The sequence below is a fragment of the Pseudomonas sp. ADAK13 genome (assembly GCF_012935715.1).
In the GTDB taxonomy this organism is placed as follows: domain Bacteria; phylum Pseudomonadota; class Gammaproteobacteria; order Pseudomonadales; family Pseudomonadaceae; genus Aquipseudomonas.
Window position 1 is genome coordinate 3,595,026 of sequence record NZ_CP052860.1, and the last position, 16,320, is coordinate 3,611,345.

General features: G+C 58.6%; 17 protein-coding genes. 10 read left to right on the top strand and 7 right to left on the bottom strand.

Translation table 11 applies throughout. The annotated features are described in order from the left end of the window. Positions 1 to 86 precede the first annotated feature (86 nt). Together HKK54_RS16570 and HKK54_RS16575 are read right to left on the bottom strand one after the other, a co-directional pair. On the bottom strand, positions 87 to 302 hold the full coding sequence (locus tag HKK54_RS16570) for a hypothetical protein (RefSeq protein WP_169387249.1): 216 nt from the start codon (positions 300 to 302) through the stop codon (positions 87 to 89). Between the two features lie 32 nt (positions 303 to 334). Beyond that, on the bottom strand, positions 335 to 556 hold the full coding sequence (locus HKK54_RS16575; RefSeq protein ID WP_082149858.1) for a helix-turn-helix domain-containing protein: 222 nt from the start codon (positions 554 to 556) through the stop codon (positions 335 to 337). Between the two features lie 112 nt (positions 557 to 668). Between HKK54_RS16575 and HKK54_RS16580 the strand changes: the two genes are divergently transcribed. Then, positions 669 to 977, top strand: a complete 309-nt coding sequence (locus HKK54_RS16580; protein WP_169387250.1) for a hypothetical protein — start codon at positions 669 to 671, stop codon at positions 975 to 977. A 50-nt stretch (positions 978 to 1,027) separates the two neighbouring features. Further along, positions 1,028 to 1,342 carry a hypothetical protein gene (locus HKK54_RS16585; protein WP_169387251.1) on the top strand — a complete coding sequence of 105 codons (315 nt, stop codon included), beginning with the start codon at positions 1,028 to 1,030 and terminating at the stop codon, positions 1,340 to 1,342. Positions 1,343 to 1,775: 433 nt separating this feature from the next. Here the strand turns inward: HKK54_RS16585 and HKK54_RS16590 are convergent, their stop codons facing one another. From HKK54_RS16590 to HKK54_RS16605, 4 genes are all read right to left on the bottom strand, one after another. Next, the gene (locus tag HKK54_RS16590) at positions 1,776 to 2,417 is read right to left on the bottom strand and encodes a hypothetical protein (RefSeq protein WP_169387252.1); all 642 of its coding nucleotides are present in this window, start codon (positions 2,415 to 2,417) and stop codon (positions 1,776 to 1,778) included. Positions 2,418 to 2,874: 457 nt separating this feature from the next. Further along, entirely contained in the window at positions 2,875 to 4,626 is a 1,752-nt protein-coding gene (locus tag HKK54_RS16595) for a recombinase family protein (protein WP_169387253.1), read from the bottom strand. Between the two features lie 13 nt (positions 4,627 to 4,639). Beyond that, positions 4,640 to 5,122 (bottom strand): YchJ family protein, encoded by a 483-nt coding sequence (locus tag HKK54_RS16600; protein ID WP_169387254.1) that lies wholly within the window; start codon positions 5,120 to 5,122, stop codon positions 4,640 to 4,642. 4 nt (positions 5,123 to 5,126) lie between these two features. After that, positions 5,127 to 5,624: a DUF6231 family protein gene (locus tag HKK54_RS16605; protein WP_169387255.1), complete on the bottom strand. Its 498-nt coding sequence runs from the start codon at positions 5,622 to 5,624 to the stop codon at positions 5,127 to 5,129. 180 nt (positions 5,625 to 5,804) lie between these two features. Here HKK54_RS16605 and HKK54_RS16610 point away from each other — a divergent pair, with 180 nt between their 5' ends. The 3 genes from HKK54_RS16610 (at position 5,805) to HKK54_RS16620 (ending at position 7,673) form a co-directional block, all read left to right on the top strand. Further along, positions 5,805 to 6,500 carry an OmpA family protein gene (locus HKK54_RS16610; protein WP_010176713.1) on the top strand — a complete coding sequence of 232 codons (696 nt, stop codon included), beginning with the start codon at positions 5,805 to 5,807 and terminating at the stop codon, positions 6,498 to 6,500. A 128-nt stretch (positions 6,501 to 6,628) separates the two neighbouring features. Further along, positions 6,629 to 6,922 carry a DUF1145 domain-containing protein gene (locus tag HKK54_RS16615; protein WP_010176712.1) on the top strand — a complete coding sequence of 98 codons (294 nt, stop codon included), beginning with the start codon at positions 6,629 to 6,631 and terminating at the stop codon, positions 6,920 to 6,922. Then, on the top strand, positions 6,915 to 7,673 hold the full coding sequence (locus HKK54_RS16620) for a hypothetical protein (protein ID WP_010176711.1): 759 nt from the start codon (positions 6,915 to 6,917) through the stop codon (positions 7,671 to 7,673). Before HKK54_RS16615 ends, HKK54_RS16620 begins: the two co-directional genes overlap by 8 nt. 153 nt (positions 7,674 to 7,826) lie before the next feature. Here the strand turns inward: HKK54_RS16620 and HKK54_RS16625 are convergent, their stop codons facing one another. After that, entirely contained in the window at positions 7,827 to 8,291 is a 465-nt protein-coding gene (locus HKK54_RS16625; RefSeq protein WP_010176710.1) for a CopD family protein, read from the bottom strand. A 99-nt stretch (positions 8,292 to 8,390) separates the two neighbouring features. Between HKK54_RS16625 and dinG the strand changes: the two genes are divergently transcribed. The 5 genes from dinG to pdxH all read left to right on the top strand — a co-directional run bounded on the left by dinG (position 8,391) and on the right by pdxH (position 16,183). Further along, entirely contained in the window at positions 8,391 to 10,535 is a 2,145-nt protein-coding gene (dinG, locus tag HKK54_RS16630) for an ATP-dependent DNA helicase DinG (protein ID WP_010176709.1), read from the top strand. Positions 10,536 to 10,630: 95 nt separating this feature from the next. Then, positions 10,631 to 12,958 carry a beta-galactosidase gene (locus tag HKK54_RS16635; protein ID WP_169387256.1) on the top strand — a complete coding sequence of 776 codons (2,328 nt, stop codon included), beginning with the start codon at positions 10,631 to 10,633 and terminating at the stop codon, positions 12,956 to 12,958. 92 nt (positions 12,959 to 13,050) lie between these two features. Continuing rightward, positions 13,051 to 14,196, top strand: coding sequence for a serine hydrolase domain-containing protein (locus tag HKK54_RS16640; RefSeq protein WP_169387257.1), 1,146 nt, complete (start codon positions 13,051 to 13,053; stop codon positions 14,194 to 14,196). Between the two features lie 142 nt (positions 14,197 to 14,338). Beyond that, positions 14,339 to 15,508, top strand: a complete 1,170-nt coding sequence (locus HKK54_RS16645) for an OmpA family protein (protein WP_029616159.1) — start codon at positions 14,339 to 14,341, stop codon at positions 15,506 to 15,508. 27 nt (positions 15,509 to 15,535) lie between these two features. Beyond that, on the top strand, positions 15,536 to 16,183 hold the full coding sequence (gene pdxH / locus HKK54_RS16650) for a pyridoxamine 5'-phosphate oxidase (RefSeq protein WP_010176705.1): 648 nt from the start codon (positions 15,536 to 15,538) through the stop codon (positions 16,181 to 16,183). Positions 16,184 to 16,320: the final 137 nt, after the last annotated feature.

A 16,320-nucleotide genomic window follows, 5' to 3' on the forward strand; every position in this document is an offset into this window, starting at 1 on the left:
GGAGGAGCCGCACAGGTAAAATTATTTGCTGTGCGGCTGCTCGCGAAGTATTTAACTTAAGTCGACCTGTGCCGTCTCAGCGGCATCTATTGCCGGAGCTTAAAAATTCCAGCGGTGATAGCGGAAGCGTTCGCATCTAGAGTCTCCATTGCAGCGAGGGCATGCTCATGGGCCTCACCTGAGCCGCTGGCTTTAGCCCACAGGGCCAGTTCTTCAATCGCTGCTGCAAGCGCGTGCTGGTTGTGAAAGAGGAGGGTTAGAACGTCTGCTGTGGCTACATGGGCTTCTGTATTATCTGGCACGGCTCATTCCTTGAGTTTGTCTTTGGAGGTCGTCAGAGCCCTTGTAGCAGCTCCGACAAGGTCATTCCAAGTCCATCAGCAAGCACCTTTGCCGCATCTAGGCTGGGGTTGGCTGTGCCCGTCTCAATTCGCGACATATACGTCCGAACGAACCCGCACCGATCAGCGAAAGCCTCCTGACTGAAGCCCTGACTGGTGCGTAGCTCTCGGATTCGTTGGCCGAAGCCCTTTCTCAGATTCTGATTTGGTTGCATTCTCGAATCATGGTCGGATGCTACCCAATCGTGAACACACCATCTGATGACACACTAATTGATACATTGGTATCCTCGTCGCTCACCCAGCTAGCACCTGACAGGGATGCCCATGAACGAAAAATTGTTTCTACTCACCAGCCAGAAGAAGAACACAAACCATATTTTGCACGTGATCATGACCTTTCTGACTGGAGGTCTGTGGTTGTTCGTGTGGGGGGGCACCATGCGGAGCAATGACAGCCACAACAAAAAACTGGACATGCAGATCAATCAGATCATGCACTACAAGACGCAAGGCTTGAGTGATACCGATACTTACAAGCAGATCAAAAATGAGCAATTGAACTCTGACGTGTTTCAAGGGCGAGTGATTTTTTTTGTTCTTGTGGTCGTGTTCCTTTACTTCTACCTATGGTAGTCGCTCGCACCGAAAGCGAAACTTGAATAGCACTCCTGCAAGGATGGATGATGAACGAGCAAATTTTCGTACTGACTACTCAGAAGAAGACCACCAATCACATCTTGCACCTGTTGTTGTGCATTCCGACATTTGGGGTGTGGCTCTTGGTATGGGGTATCACGATACGGAGCAATGATGGTCATAACCGCAAGATCGATAGACAGATCAGCCAGATTATGGAATACAAGTTGCAAGGTCTGAGTGATGTCGAAGCATACCAGCGAGTAAAATCAGATGATGCTAATAGCAAATCGCGTAGCGATCAGATATTTGTGATAGTCGTAATCGTCGTTACTGTGGCTGCGTTCTTTGTGTTGAAGTGATGGTGGCTGTGTCAATGCGTTAGCACAGGCAATGCGTAGCATTAAAGTCAAATATATGCACGGCGTAGCCGAAGAATAATCCTACTAGGGAAGTGACTGGCGGATTTGATTCATTCATGAATCCGCCCCTATAAAGATATCGCAGGTTTCGTTTTGATCGTGCTATGTCTTGAACGAAGTTCAGATAGTACTCTTCTTTCTCTGGGGTCTTCACTTCGTTCATTAATGACCCCTGACCGATTTCAGTTGTGTATGGCTATCCAAGCTTCGCTTGATCGTGCTCAATACACTGTAAGCTTTCGCTTACGGCATAGTTCCTTCGACGGTAGTCGCCGAAGAAACTCTTTATTATGATAGGACTTTCTCGTTCCCCTTGGATTTAAAGGCTTACAGGTCATTTCTCGCGTAGCTTTTTTAAAAAAGTTACGTGAAACTACGCAGCTAGGGCGACACATTCTTCCGCACTAAAAGGACTAAGAGCGTCCGTATGCAGGTAGCCAGTTGGGCGATACCAACCGGCTATATAACGGTCGCGGGCCTTGTCCGGTCCTCTGAAAATGAGTCGCGGGTTGATGGTAAGCTTGATCTCACCCTTGCGTATATCACCTTTCTTTGATGTATTGACCCTTACCATATTGGTATCAGTCAAGGTTTTTAGCTTTTTCATCAGGTTGGATTCTATTGTGTTCAGTGCTTTCGCCAGATCAGCTTGAGGCATGATGATGACGTTACGGAACTGAACTAGCCCGTGTAGCGTGCGGAGGATATTCATCATCGGCCGGGTGATACGAAAATCCACACCTGTACTACGCCATACGCCATGAGCATTGTCTTGTGCATCGATCAGTGAATGCAGCGTATGTAGTGGGAGCTTGCGTCGGTCAACGTGCTTCAAGAGCGCACTGAGATCGTCAGCACTCCGGCACTTGTTCAGTTCGGGTTGGTGGTCAGGGTGTTCGGAGAACAACGAGGGTTTATCGTCATAGCCGAAGATTTCGCCGGTTTCTGAACTGATCAACAGTCCATCGACGTGAAGAAAGGATGTTGCGGTAAAAGCTGGACGTTCAAACTCCATTGTTAATTCTCCTAATTAAGTTCATTTCATTGGCGGTACCTCGGGTATTGCCGGTTAGGTTTGTGAAATCTCAGACAGCACAAAACCGATCATCTGGCACTGTATGGGTGCGGGATGTGTTCGGATGTTTGGTTGAGTTTTGAATTGTCGCTCAAGTCACCCTGATTTGTCAAGTCTTAGTTGTTGCGTGTTCGAATAGAATGATGTAGGTGTGTCGCACTCGCGAAGCCTTAACCACCTCTATATCCAATCCTTACAAAACCGGTTTTGTGTGGGAGAGAAAGCCTCCTGCTTAGTCCAGACAGCCATGTAAGCCCGTAAACACTGAACGGAGCGACAGTTAATGCTAAGAGCATGATGAATCCAATGCAGGTTATGCTTGGGTTTATAGATGGTTTCTCACGGGTTCTCGAGGCCGTCAACCCTTCAGTTAATCGAGGCTGGCGGCTCGTTCAGGTTAGACGGGGGCTCTTGTTGCTGGCTGGCTGTTGTCGGCTGCCTCTCCAGTTACATCTGCTTCGACTACTCCATGTTTGGCTTTCCACATTGCCATGAGGTGGGGGGGTAAATCGTCCCATGATTCCGTTTTGGCAAAGATCGCTTCCACTTCATTCATGTCGCCCTGAGTAACTTGCAGATCGACATATTCGTCATACATGGCTTCGAAGCGGATGCTGGCGCCTTCGTGTATGAAGTAGAAGAGCAGGCTTTCGGATTCTGAACTGAATGGGGTGGGGATAGCATTGCTCTTGCTGACCCAGTACGTCTCATCTGTTCTGCCGTTCTTACTGGCGAAGATGAAAAGACCAAGCCGCTTGATCAGGTTGTTAGCCGCTGCTCTCCCTTCGAACGTCACAAGGTCGAGCTTTTCAAAAAAGTCATCTTTGTTTATCACCCTGTCCGCTACCAAGTGCTCAGAGAGGGTTGCACGCTCATCTGCTAGGGCGGTGATACTGGACTCCAGTTCACTGAGCAGCTTTGCACTGATACGCGATGGATGCTCCATGTGCGAGGCTTCTGCTTCGTCCTGACGCGCTTTGAGTTCAGAAATACGGCCATCGATTACCTGTAGCGATTTCCGCAAGCTGCCCGAACTGTCTTGCACCAGTGACAGGCTATCAACTTTGGCTAGCACCTCTTTGAAAACAGCCTCAGAGCGAGGGGCGCTGATGATGCCCATATTGCACAGGCCCTTGGTCGATCTGGAGCACTTGTAATACTTACGGCCATGCTGACCTTGGAGGTGCATAGCCGATCCGCATTTGTAGCAATTGAGAATGCCCGCAAGCACGTTGAAATTAGTGGTGGTGCGAGTGACTTTGTGTGTCTTGCGTGAGGAGCGGGCGGCATGGGCCAGGTAGAACTCATCTTCAGTGACGACAGCCGGGAACTGTCCCTTGATGGGGGCGCCATCTGGAGTCCGCTTACCGTCTATGAAGACATGCGGCTGATACTCTCCGAGGGATGTCCTGCTGTCGAGGATGTGACGTACGGTTGAGAACCCCCACAGACCAGAGAAGTTTTTGCGTCCTGCACTGAATGCGGGGATGCCTTCCTGGTTCAGTGTCGCAGCGATGATGCGTGAGCCGTGACCCTTGGTTGATAAGGCGAAGATGCGGCGAACTACATCAGCCCTCTCAGGGTTCAGCATGTAGCCTTCTGGGGTTACATCTAACCACAACGGGCGAAGCTTGCCCAAGGGTTTGCCAGAGTCGCGGGCGTCCTTCTGCTTGTTTCTCCAGGCTGATGAAACACGCTTTCCCTTGGTGGCACTTTCTTCATGCGCACGCGACATGGTGATGATCGAAATGATCAGGTCAATTTCATTGTAATCGCGGGTGTACAAACGTTTGTCCGTGCTGGTGTAAACGTTGATGCCCTTGGCTAGCAGGTCGAGGAACCTTGGGAGGGCGTCACGCACTCGCTCACGCGACAAGCGATCAAGAGATTCGACTACTAAATAGCTACCCGCTGGAATCGTGCCGTCTTCAACGTAGGTCAAGAATCGGGCTAACTCGCCCGTGTCGTCGAGATGTCTACCTTTATACGCACTGCGGCCAGCGTCGAAGAAAAGGTAATCACGGGGATCGGCAAGCTCAAGACTGTGTTCGTCGCAGAACGCCTTTGCCGCCTTCACCTGTCTGGCGTAGCTGTCACCTGCTGACTGCTTTGCGCTACTGAATCTGATGTAACTGAAAACTTTGCCCATGCTGGAGATTGCCTTACCTCTGGTCTTGTAGGTAATTGTGGCAGCACTTCTTGAATTTCTGCCCGCTGCCGCACAGGCAGGCGTCATTGCGTCCGGCCTTCACGTCCACTGTCGGGTCGATGAAGTACCAGTGTTCATTGTTCTGTACGAACGATGAGCGCTCGCGGTGGCTGTGTTCGCCAGTGCTGTCATGCCAGCGTGCGGTAAAGGTTACAAAGGCGTGTTCCGGCTGGCCGCCGAACACTTCGGAGCTTTCCACTGTCAGGCCCAGCCAGGTGCTTTGGGAACTCCAGGCACCGATGGCGGCCGTGTCCAGCCCGGCTTGTTGCGCAGGTAACGTGGTGGCCACGAGGTAGTCCACCAGGCCCAATACATAGGCGCTGTAGCGCGAGCGCATCAATGCTTCGGCGCAAGGAGCCGGGTGGCCGGCATGATAATGGCCGCAGCAGGCATCCAGCAGGTTGCCACTGCCGCAGGGGCAAATGGATGTACTCATCGGGTTACCACCAATACTTGCCAAAGTTTTGCGGGTTGGCCCAGAAGCGGGCGTTCAGCCAATCCGGCACCTGTTTATAGTCAAGCAGATCATAGGTAAACAGTGTCAAAACCTGATCGTCACGCTGGAAACGCTCGCTGGCTTGCAGGGCCAGGGAAAAGAAGTCGGTGTCCTTCCAGTTGCAGGCGGCCAGGTCCACCAGCACTGCAATGCGGCTGGCATTGAGGTTGCGAATGCCCCCCAGCAGGGTCAGGCCCGCAGGTTTTGACAGGTGTTCCAGGCAATCGACCACCAGCGCCAGGTCGAAACGCTGGGCGGCGAGGTCGGCGGGCAAGGGGCCGGGCTCGGTAAAGGACACTACGGTATCCGGGTGGGCCTCCTTGAACGCATCCAACGCCGGGAACTGGCTGGCACCCAATAAAAGCAGGCGTTTTGGCGCGTGTAGATCAAGCAGCGCGGCGAGCGCTTGCTGGGGTGTACGGGCAGAAATACCGGCGGTCATCGAAGATCCTCACATCAGGACCGTAGAGACTAGCCTGCCTGAGCGTGCGGGCCTAGAGCGGGCGGCGAGAATAAACAGCCGGGCCCAATGAATACAGGGGTGTGACACGCTGGCGCAGATGAAAAGAGCCGTCTTTACTCCACTCGTCGGCCCCCGCCGATCCCCTCAGGAGAAAGTCAGATGAGCATCATGCGGACAGCTCTACCCTTGGTTCTGCTAACCGGAGTATTGACAGGTTGCGCAGGCTTGCAAAAAACCGACTGGCCCACCTGCGCCGCGGTTGGCGGTGTGACCGGTGCTGCCATCGGCGCGACTGAAAGCTCTGCCTATGCGGGCTATGGTGCGTTGCTGATTGGCGGCATGGCCGGCGCCTATTGCTGGGTGCACGGCGACGGTGACGAAGACGGCGACGGCGTGCCGGACAGCCGCGACAAGTGCCCGGGTACGCCAAAAGGCGTGCAGGTGGATGCCAATGGCTGCCCACCGGTTCCGGTAGCCGTGGTTCAAGAAGAAGTGGTGGTGGTCAAGGAAGAGACCATCGTGATTCGTGACGTGCACTTCGAGTTCGACTCCGCCAAGCTGACGGCCGCCGATAAAACCAAGCTCGACACCATCGCCACCCGCCTGAAAAAAGAGGCCCCGAGTGCGCAACTGCGCGTCAGCGGGCATACCGACAGCGTCGGTAAAGACGCCTACAACCAGAAGCTCTCTGAACGACGCGCTCACTCGGTAACCGACTACCTGGTCAGTTCCGGCATCCCGCGCAGCAGTTTTGTCTCGGTGACCGGCGCCGGTGAAAGCCATCCGGTGGCGGATAACAAAACCGCTGACGGCCGCGCGCTGAACCGCCGCGTGGAAATTCAGATCAACCGCTGACAAAGCCTCAACGCCCCCGTGGGATCCACGGGGGCCCCTTCATCAATTTTTTAATCCTTCACTGGCACAACGCCTGTAGAAGTCGTTACTGTGCGCCCAAAGAATAATGTGCAAGGGGAGCGTGCGGGATGAAGGTGTTTTGGGGGCTGGGGAAGTTTTTGACGTTGCTGTTCTGGGTCGTGGTGGTGGTCAATCTGTTCTCGCCGCTGATCAACCCGTTCCACCTGTTGGTCAATCTGGCCGGCAGCCTGTTGCTGTTGACCCACCTTCTTGAATTGCTGCTGTTCAACGGCAGCGTGAAAAATCGTGCCCATCCCTGGCGTGACCGCTTGCAGATCCTGCTGGTGGGTATGTTCCATGTGCAGAGCCTTTCGGCGCCGGCACCGGTTAATGATGTAAACAAGGAGGCCAATCATGCGTAAGGTTTTTCTGTTGGCCCTGTTGGTCAGCCCCATTGCCCTGGCCCAGAGCGTCAGCGTTGACACCAACTCGTTGATGCGCCTGCCCAACAGCAGCAGCGTGTTGCAACTGGAGCGGCTGGAGGTGGCGGATTACGGCACCTTGCTGATCCCCTCAAATATCACCCAGGTGACGGTGGATGAGCTGCACCTGGGCCGCGAAGCACGTATCGCCATCGTGCCCGGCAGCACCGCCCTGCAACTGCAGGTGCGCCAGGCGCAGTTGGAGCATGGCAGTCAGATCACCTCGCGTGGTGCGCCCGGTACCCATGAACGTCCGGCCAAGGCTGGGCGTGACTTGGTGTTGCGCATCAATTCGCTGACGGCCGATGAGCTGTCGGTGGATGCCCGTGGCGGCGCGGGCGCCCAGGGTTATGCCGGACTGGACGGTGCCAACGGCGAAGACCCGGGTTGCACCTGGGGTTCGGCCGGGCGCGGTGCCAATGGCGACAACGGTGGCGACGGGCTGCCGGGTGCGGCGGGTGCGCAGGTTCGAGTGGAATTGCCGCAAGACTTCCCGGGGGAAAAGATCAAGGTCTGGGTGGACGGCGGTGCCGGTGGTTTGGCGGGCACGGCGGGCAAGCCGGGTAAAGGCGGGCAGTCCAAGGGTTGCCTGGTGTACCGCGCCGATGGCGGCGAGAAAGGCCGGGCCGGGTTGGAAGGTCAGCCGGGGCCAGCGGGGCCTGCGGGTGCTGTGACTGTTCAACGGCTTTAATGCTTTACCTGTGGCGAGGGAGCTTGCTGTGGCGAGGGAGCTTGCTCCCGCTGGAGTGCGCAGCGCTCCCGCTTTTTTTGGGGCCGCTACGCAGCCCAGCGGGAGCAAGCTCCCTCGCCACAGCAAGCCCCTCGCCACAGGGTATGGGGTGCCCTAGAACATCGGCCGTGCCGAAGCAATCGCCACCAGCACCAACCCCACCATCAAGTTAATCCCCACCAACCGGCGAATCTGCCCCAGCGCCGCCGCCCCGGCCGGCCAGTCTTCAGCCGCCACCGCCGTGCGCAACTCAGGCAACTTCAACGCCTGGATCCGGATAAACAGCGCCGTCATCACCACATACAACCCCATCATGACCTGCACATAACGCGGCGCGGTCTCAAACCCGCTGAAGCGCAGTTGCAGCAGGCCGACACCGCTGATCGGCAATACCAGCACCGCGACCCAGACCCACACAAAAAAACGTTGAAACACATTCACCCAGAGTTTCAGCCGGGCAGGCCCGTCCAGCGCGGCCATGGCGGCGGGGCGCAGGATCATCCAGGCGAAAAACATACCGCCGACCCAGATCAGGGCGGCCAGTACATGCAGGGTATAAGCGAGGCTAAACACGGTCATTGGGGTACTCCGTTCTGCGCGGGATTAATTAGCGGGGTATGATAGCGGCCGATCCGAACCACTGAAAATTTATCCAGCGTTTTTTGCGCCCGACTATCCATGATCAGCACTGAACTCAAAACCACGATCCAGGGCGCCTACTCGCGTTTTCTCGAAGCCAAGAGCTTGAAACCGCGGTATGGCCAGCGCCTGATGATCGCCGAAGTGGCCAAGGTCCTCGGAGATATCGACACCGACGACGAAGGCCGGCGCAGTGGCGACCCTGCGGTGGTGGCCGTCGAGGCCGGCACCGGTACCGGGAAAACCGTGGCCTACAGCCTGGCGGCGATCCCTACTGCCAAGGCCGCCGGCAAGCGCCTGGTGATTGCCACCGCCACCGTCGCCCTGCAAGAGCAGATCGTCTACAAAGACCTGCCCGACCTGATGCGCAACAGTGGCCTGAATTTCACCTTCGCCCTGGCCAAGGGCCGTGGGCGCTACATGTGCCTGTCCAAGCTCGACGTGCTGTTGCAGGAAGGCCACGCGCAAACCGCCACGGCTTCGCTGTTCGAAGAAGAAGGCTTCAAGATCGAAGTCGATGAGGTCAGTCAGAAGCTGTTTACCAGCATGATCGAGAAACTGGCGGGCAATAAATGGGACGGCGACCGCGACAGCTGGCCCAACGCCCTGGAAGACGCCGACTGGGCGCGCCTGACCACCGATCACAGCCAGTGCACCAACCGTCATTGCCCCAACTTCGGCCAGTGCGCCTTCTACAAGGCCCGGGAAGGCATGGGTAAGGTCGACGTTATTGTCACCAACCATGACATGGTCCTCGCCGACCTGGCCCTGGGCGGCGGTGCTGTCTTGCCCGACCCCCGCGACACCCTCTACGTATTCGACGAAGGCCATCACCTGCCTGACAAGGCCATCGGCCACTTCGCCCACTACACGCGGCTGCGTTCCACCGCGGACTGGCTGGAAACCACCGCCAAGAACCTCACCAAGTTGCTTGCCCAGCACCCGCTGCCGGGCGACCTGGGCAAGTTGATCGAGCAGGTGCCGGAGCTGGCGCGGGAGATCAAGACCCAGCAGCAATTCATGTTCAGCGCCTGCGAGCAGGTGGCAGACTTCAAGCCCGGCGAAGACGTGGAAGGCCGCGAGCGGCCGCGTCATCGTTTCGTCGGCGGGCTGATTCCCGAGCACATGCGCGAGATGGGCATTGAGCTGAAGAAGGGCTTTTCGCGCCTGACCGACCTGTTCACCCGTCTCACCGATTTGCTCAAGGAAGGCATGGACGGCGAGGTCAACATCGGCATCGCCAGCAACCAGGCCGAAGAATGGTACCCGCTGTTTGGCAGCCTGTTGTCCCGGTCCCAGGGTAATTGGGAGCTGTGGACGGCCTTTACCGTCGAAGACCCGGAAGACAACCCGCCCATGGCCCGCTGGCTGACCTTGTCGGAAAGCGGTGCATTGTTTGATATCGAGGTCAACGCCAGCCCGATCCTGGCGGCGGAAATGCTCCGACGCAACCTGTGGAACGTGGCCTACGGCGCCCTGGTCACCTCGGCTACGCTGACCGCCCTGGGCACCTTCGACCGCTTCCGCATGCGTGCCGGGCTGCCGAAAAAGGCCGTCACCGCCGTGGTGCCGAGCCCGTTCCATCACGCCGACGCCGGTGTGCTGCGGGTGCCGGACCTCAAGGCCGACCCGCGTGATGCGCCGGCCCACACGGCGGCGATCATTCGCGACCTGCCGTCGCTGGTGGAAGGCTCTCGGGGCACGCTGGTGCTGTTCTCGTCCCGCAAACAGATGCAGGACGTGTTCGACGGCCTCGACCGTGACTGGCGCAAGCAGGTGTTTATCCAGGGCAACCTGTCGAAACAGGAAACCCTGAACAAGCACAAGGCCCGGGTGGATGGCGGCGACTCCAGCGTGCTGTTCGGCCTGGCCAGTTTCGCCGAGGGTGTGGATTTGCCGGGCGCCTACTGTGAGCACGTGGTGATCGCCAAGATCCCGTTCTCGGTGCCGGATGATCCGGTGGAGGCCGCGCTGGCCGAGTGGATCGAGGCCCGGGGCGGCAATCCGTTCATGGAAATCTCGGTGCCGGACGCTTCCCTGAAGCTGGTCCAGGCCTGCGGGCGCCTGCTGCGTACCGAAGAAGATCGCGGCACCATCACCTTGCTTGACCGGCGCCTGGTCACCCAGCGCTACGGCAAAGCTATCCTGAATGCTTTGCCGCCGTTCCGGCGGGAAATTTCATAAGCCACCGTGGGCGAAATCGCCCACTTCGTGGTCTATCTCACCATTGCTTCACGTCATCAGGCCAGTCATCGGCCGTTTGGGAGAACCTTGTTCACATGATTCGCACGCTGCCCGCTGTTTTTGCCTTGTTGTTTGCCGCGCCCTTGCTGGCTGCGCCTGCGGGGCAACAAACGTTGTTCAACTTTGTACGGCCCGCTGATGTGGTCAAGGTAGCGACCCAGGACGCCAGCCTGCCGCAATACAATGCCGAACAAACCCCTGAAGGCGAAGTGCTGCGCCGTATTACCTTCAACCCGGCGGCCGAACCGAGCCTGGTGCTCAGCCCGCAGACCGGTGCCTGGGACTGGTCGCAATCCGGCGCCATGAGCTTGCGCATTCAGAGTGCGATGGACTGGGCGTTGACCCTGTACGTCGAGGTGCAGAGCAATGACGGCCGGACGCTGTTCAGCCGTATCGACCTGCCCGCAGGCCCGGCGCAGACACTGCTGATTCCGCTGCAAGCCAACTCGCCGCTGAGCCAGGGCATGAAGGCCGGCCCGCCCATGCCGGTCACCGTCGATGGCCAGCGCGTATTGCTGGCCAGCAGTGAAGGGGAGATCGACCGCAGCCAGGTCGTGTCGGTAACCCTGTCGATGATCAAGCCCAATGTCGCCCAAAGCATTTTGTTGGAGCGCTTCGGCGTGCAGGACATCGAGCCGGTGCTCAAGGCCACCTACAGTGATCTGGTGGATGCCTACGGGCAGTCCACCCGCGCCAGATGGCCGGAGAAAGTCAGCAGTGACGACCAGTTGAGGGCCGCAGCGGTCAAGGAACAGCAACAGCTCAAGGGCTGGCTGGCCGAGCGTGACAAAGCCTCCCTGGACAAATTCGGCGGCTGGAACAAAGGCCCGGCCTTCGATGCCAGCGGCTTCTTCCGCACCGAGAAGCGCGACGGGCGCTGGTACCTGGTGACGCCGGAAGGCCATCCGTTCTACTCCCTGGGCGTCAACACCGTGGCCCCGGACAACAGCCAGACCTACGTGGCAGGCCGCGAATGGATGTTTGCCGCGTTGCCCAAGGCCGGTGAGCCCTTCGATAAGTACTACGGCAGCGGTGATAACCGTGGCGGCAATGGTGCCGATCAGGGCCGCAGCTTTAATGTCGGCCGCTGGTACGATTTTTACGGCGCCAACCTGCAGCGCACGTTTGCCCAGCCCTGTGTGCCCCCGGCGCCTTGCGCCCCGGAAGGCTTCGACCAGAAACGTTGGGTGACCCATGCCCTGGATCGCCTGCAAGCCTGGGGTTTCAACACCGTGGGCAACTGGAGTGCGCCGCAGTTGGCGACCGCTGACCGCGTGCCTTACACCTTGCCGCTGTCGATTGTTGGCGACTACGCGAGCATCAGCACCGGCACCGATTGGTGGGGCGGCATGCCCGACCCGTTCGACCCGCGTTTCGCCATGGCCACCGAGCGTGCGGTGGCGATTGCCGCCCGTGACCATCGCGATGACCCGTGGCTGATCGGTTTCTTTGCCGACAACGAGCTGGCCTGGGCCGGTCCCGGTGATGATCCGAAGTCCCGCTACGCCTTGGCCTATGGCACGTTGCGCATGACCACCGACGTTCCGGCCAAGCGCGCGTTTCTCAAGCAGTTGCGCGACAAGTACCGCAACCAGGCCGGCCTGTCGAAGGCCTGGGGCATTGACCTGCCTGCCTGGGAGCTGATGGAAGACCCGGGCTTTGTGCCGCCCATGCCGAACCCCGAACACCCGGAAATCGAAGCAGACTTCAAATACTTCCAGAAGACCTTCGCCGATGCCTACTTCAAGACCATCTCCGACTCGCTGAAATGGCATGCGCCCAACCAGCTGTTGCTGGGTGGCCGTTACGCTGTCAGCACACCGGAGGCGGTGGCGTCTTGCGCGCAATATTGCGACGTGCTGAGTTTCAACATGTACACCCTCAAGCCCCAGGATGGCTACGACTTCGCGGCGCTGCGGGCGTTGGACAAACCGGTGCTGATCACCGAATTCAACTTCGGCTCGGCGGACCGTGGTCCGTTCTGGGGCGGTGTGACGCAGTTGGCCAGGGAAGAGGATCGCGGTGCTGCCTACGCCAACTTCCTCAAGCAGGCCATGGCCGAGCCGTCGATTGTTGGCGTGCATTGGTTCCAGTACCTCGACCAGCCGGTAACCGGTCGTCTGCTGGACGGCGAAAACGGCCACTTCGGCCTGGTGGGCATCACCGATGTGCCGTTTCAGGGCTTCGTTGACAGTGTTCGTAAAAGTAACCTGGCGGCCGTCGACCAGTTGGGCAAGGAGGCCGAAAAGGCCAAGGCGGCCAGCGTGGTCCATACCGGAGAAGGCGGTAAACCGGGGCATGACGGCGATGCGGCAGGGCCGGGTGCAGGGCGCTCCGGCGGGCATTCGGGCAAGGGCCATTGATCGGGCCTGATCGACGAGTGCGGGTTCACAAATCACTCAATGGCTGGAACAATGTCGGCCACTTTTTGCGGTACTTTTCCGAGGGGGCTTAGGTGCAGATTCAGGGTCATTACGAGCTTCAATTCGAAGCGGTGCGTGAAGCCTTCGCCGCGCTGTTCGACGACCCTCAGGAGCGCGGCGCCGCGCTGTGCATCCAGATCGGCGGCGAAACCGTCGTCGACCTGTGGGCCGGTACCGCCGACAAGGACGGTGCCGAGGCCTGGCACAGCGATACCATCGCCAACCTGTTCTCCTGCACCAAGACCTTTACAGCCGTCACGGCGCTGCAACTGGTGGCCGAAGGCAAGCTGCAGCTGGATGCGCCGGTCGCCAGATACTGGCCGGAATTCGCGGCAGCCGGCAAAGAGGCCATCACCCTGCGCCATCTGCTCTGCCACCAGGCCGGGCTGCCTGCCCTGCGTGAAACACTGCCCGCCGAGGCGCTGTACGACTGGCAAATGATGGTCGACGCCCTTGCGGCCGAAGCGCCGTGGTGGAAGCTCGGGGAAGGCCATGGCTACGCGGCGATTACCTACGGCTGGCTGGTGGGCGAATTGCTTCGTCGCGCCGACGGTCGTGGCCCGGGCGAGTCCATCGTGGCCCGGGTGGCGCGGCCATTGGGCCTGGACTTTCACGTGGGTCTGGCCGATGAAGAGTTTTATCGAGTTGCCCATATAGCCCGGGGCAAGGGCAATGTAGGCGATGAGGCGGCACAACGTTTACTTCAAGTAACGATGCGCGAGCCGACGGCGATGACTACCCGTGCATTTACCAATCCACCGTCTATTCTGACCAGCACTAATAAACCTGAATGGCGGCGTATGCAGCAGCCAGCGGCAAATGGTCACGGTAATGCGCGAAGTCTGGCGGGTTTTTATAGTGGGCTGCTCGACGGTAGTTTGCTGGAAGCCGATATGCTTGAAGAGTTGACCCGCGAACACAGTATTGGCCCGGATAAAACCTTATTGACACAAACCCGCTTTGGCCTGGGCTGCATGTTGGATCAACCGCACGTGCCAAACGCCACGTTCGGCCTTGGCCCCCGGGCCTTTGGGCATCCCGGGGCCGGTGGTTCGGTGGGGTTTGCCGACCCGGAACATGATGTAGCCTTTGGTTTTGTGACCAATACATTGGGCCCCTATGTACTTATGGACCCGCGGGCGCAAAAGTTGGTAAGAATATTGGCCGGTTGTCTGTAAATAGCTTGCTGTCTTGCGTTTTTTTGTTACAAAGACACCTACAAAAAGACGCTAGGCGAAATGTTGTAACTTTAATGTTCCAGAAGCGTCTGTTTAACGGGTCATTCAGGCCCCTGATTTTTTCTCATTTTGTGGATATCTCATGTTATCGAACAAGTCCTTGGCACTGGCGCTATGCCTCACTATTACTGGCTGTGCACAAACCCCACAAAATGATGCCGAAGGTGGGCATTGGTGGTCATTTGGCTCCGATAAGGCTGCTACCAAGGACGCAGTGAGCCAAGCCGACACCAAACCGGATGCCAAACCTGCCGTTGCTGCCAAGGCGCCTGCGCCGGTAGCACCTGCCGCTGCAGCACCTGCTCAGGCCCCGGCCCCGGTTGCCAAGGCGGATACCGGCTCCAGCTGGTGGCCGTTCTCGTCGAAAGCCGACGATGCCAAGGCTGACCTGAAAGCCGACCTCAAGGCGGCAACGCCTGCTTCCGGCGCACCGGCTGCCGCACCGGCTGCTGCACCTGCCGTTGCCAAGACAGATACCGATACCAAGTGGTGGTGGCCGTTTGAAAGCAAGCCAAAGCCATTGGCCAAGGTCGACGTCGCCAACATCCCGATGCCTGACCCAAAAATCACCCAGGCCTGGCTGGACGATTACGAGCCGCGCCTGCGCCTCGCGATCAAGGACAGCAACCTGCAACTGGAACGTCGCGACAACGTATTGGTGGTGATTGCCCCGGTCGACGGTTCCTACAACCCGAAACGCCCGGCGATGTTGCTGCCGGTAACCCTGGGTCCATTCACCCGCGTTGCCAAGGCGGTTGAAGGCGATCCGAAGACTGCCGTACTGGTGTTGGGCCACGTCGATACCTCGGGTGCCGAGCCAGTGAGCCAGGCCCTGACCAAGGAGCGTGCGCAGTCCATCGCCTCGATCTTCAGCCTCAGCGGCCTGAAGCAGGACCGCCTGATGCTGCGTGGCATGGGCGACCTGATGCCACGTGCCGCCAACGACAGCACCCAGGGCCGGGCCCTGAACCGTCGCATGGAAATCATGTTCACCCAGCGCACCACCATGCTGGCCCTGCTGAGCAAGTACAACTCGGCTAACCCGCCGAAGGCTGAAATGGTGGCTGTGCAGGACGTTCCTGCTCCAGCAGTTGCTCCGGTCAAAAAAGCCGCGCCGGCGAAAAAACCGGTCGCCAAGAAAGCCGCCGCCAAGCCAGCGGCCAAAAAGGCCCCGGCCAAGCCAGCTGCTAAAAAGCCAGCACCGGCCAAGGCCGCTGCTCCAGCCGCTTCGAACGACCAGGCAAAAAACTGATTATTTGAGCAAGAAGGATAAAGCCGCATGACCCAGGCACTGGCCGATATGCGCCGTGACTACACACGGGACGGTTTGAGCGAGGCCCAGGCCCCGGACGAACCGTTTGCCTTGTTCCACCAGTGGTTCAGCGATGCGGTGAAAACCGAACAGCCGCCGGTGGAGGCCAATGCCATGACCCTGGCAACGGTCGACCAGGACGGTCGCCCCCATTGCCGGGTCCTGCTGCTCAAGGGTTTGGATGCACAGGGCTTTACCTTCTTCACCAACTATCAGAGCGCCAAGGGCGAACAGCTCGCGGTGCGCCCGTTTGCCGCCATGACCTTCTTCTGGCCGACCCTGGAGCGCCAGGTGCGTATCGAAGGCCGGGTGGTCAAGGTCACGCCTGAGGAATCGGACGCTTACTTCCAGGTCCGCCCCCTGGGCAGCCGCCTGGGCGCCTGGGCTTCACCGCAGAGCCGGGTGATCCGGGACCGCGAAGAGTTGCAGGACCTGCTCAAGGCCACTGAGCAACGTTTCAGTGATACCCAGCCCGACTGCCCCGAGCATTGGGGCGGATATCGCCTGCTGCCGGAGCGCATCGAGTTCTGGCAAGGCCGCGCGAGTCGTTTGCACGACCGCTTGAACTACCGCTTGCAGGGTGCCGACTGGTCCCGCGAGCGGCTGGCGCCCTGAGCCCACCTTTCGTCACCTCGCCTGAATGCAGCGCTGCACGCCGGAGTCTCTAGTCAGAGGCTTTGGAGGTGTAACGCTGCGCCGCGTTTTCAGCCATTCGCTACAATGATGAAACAGACCATGAAGATCCCGATGGC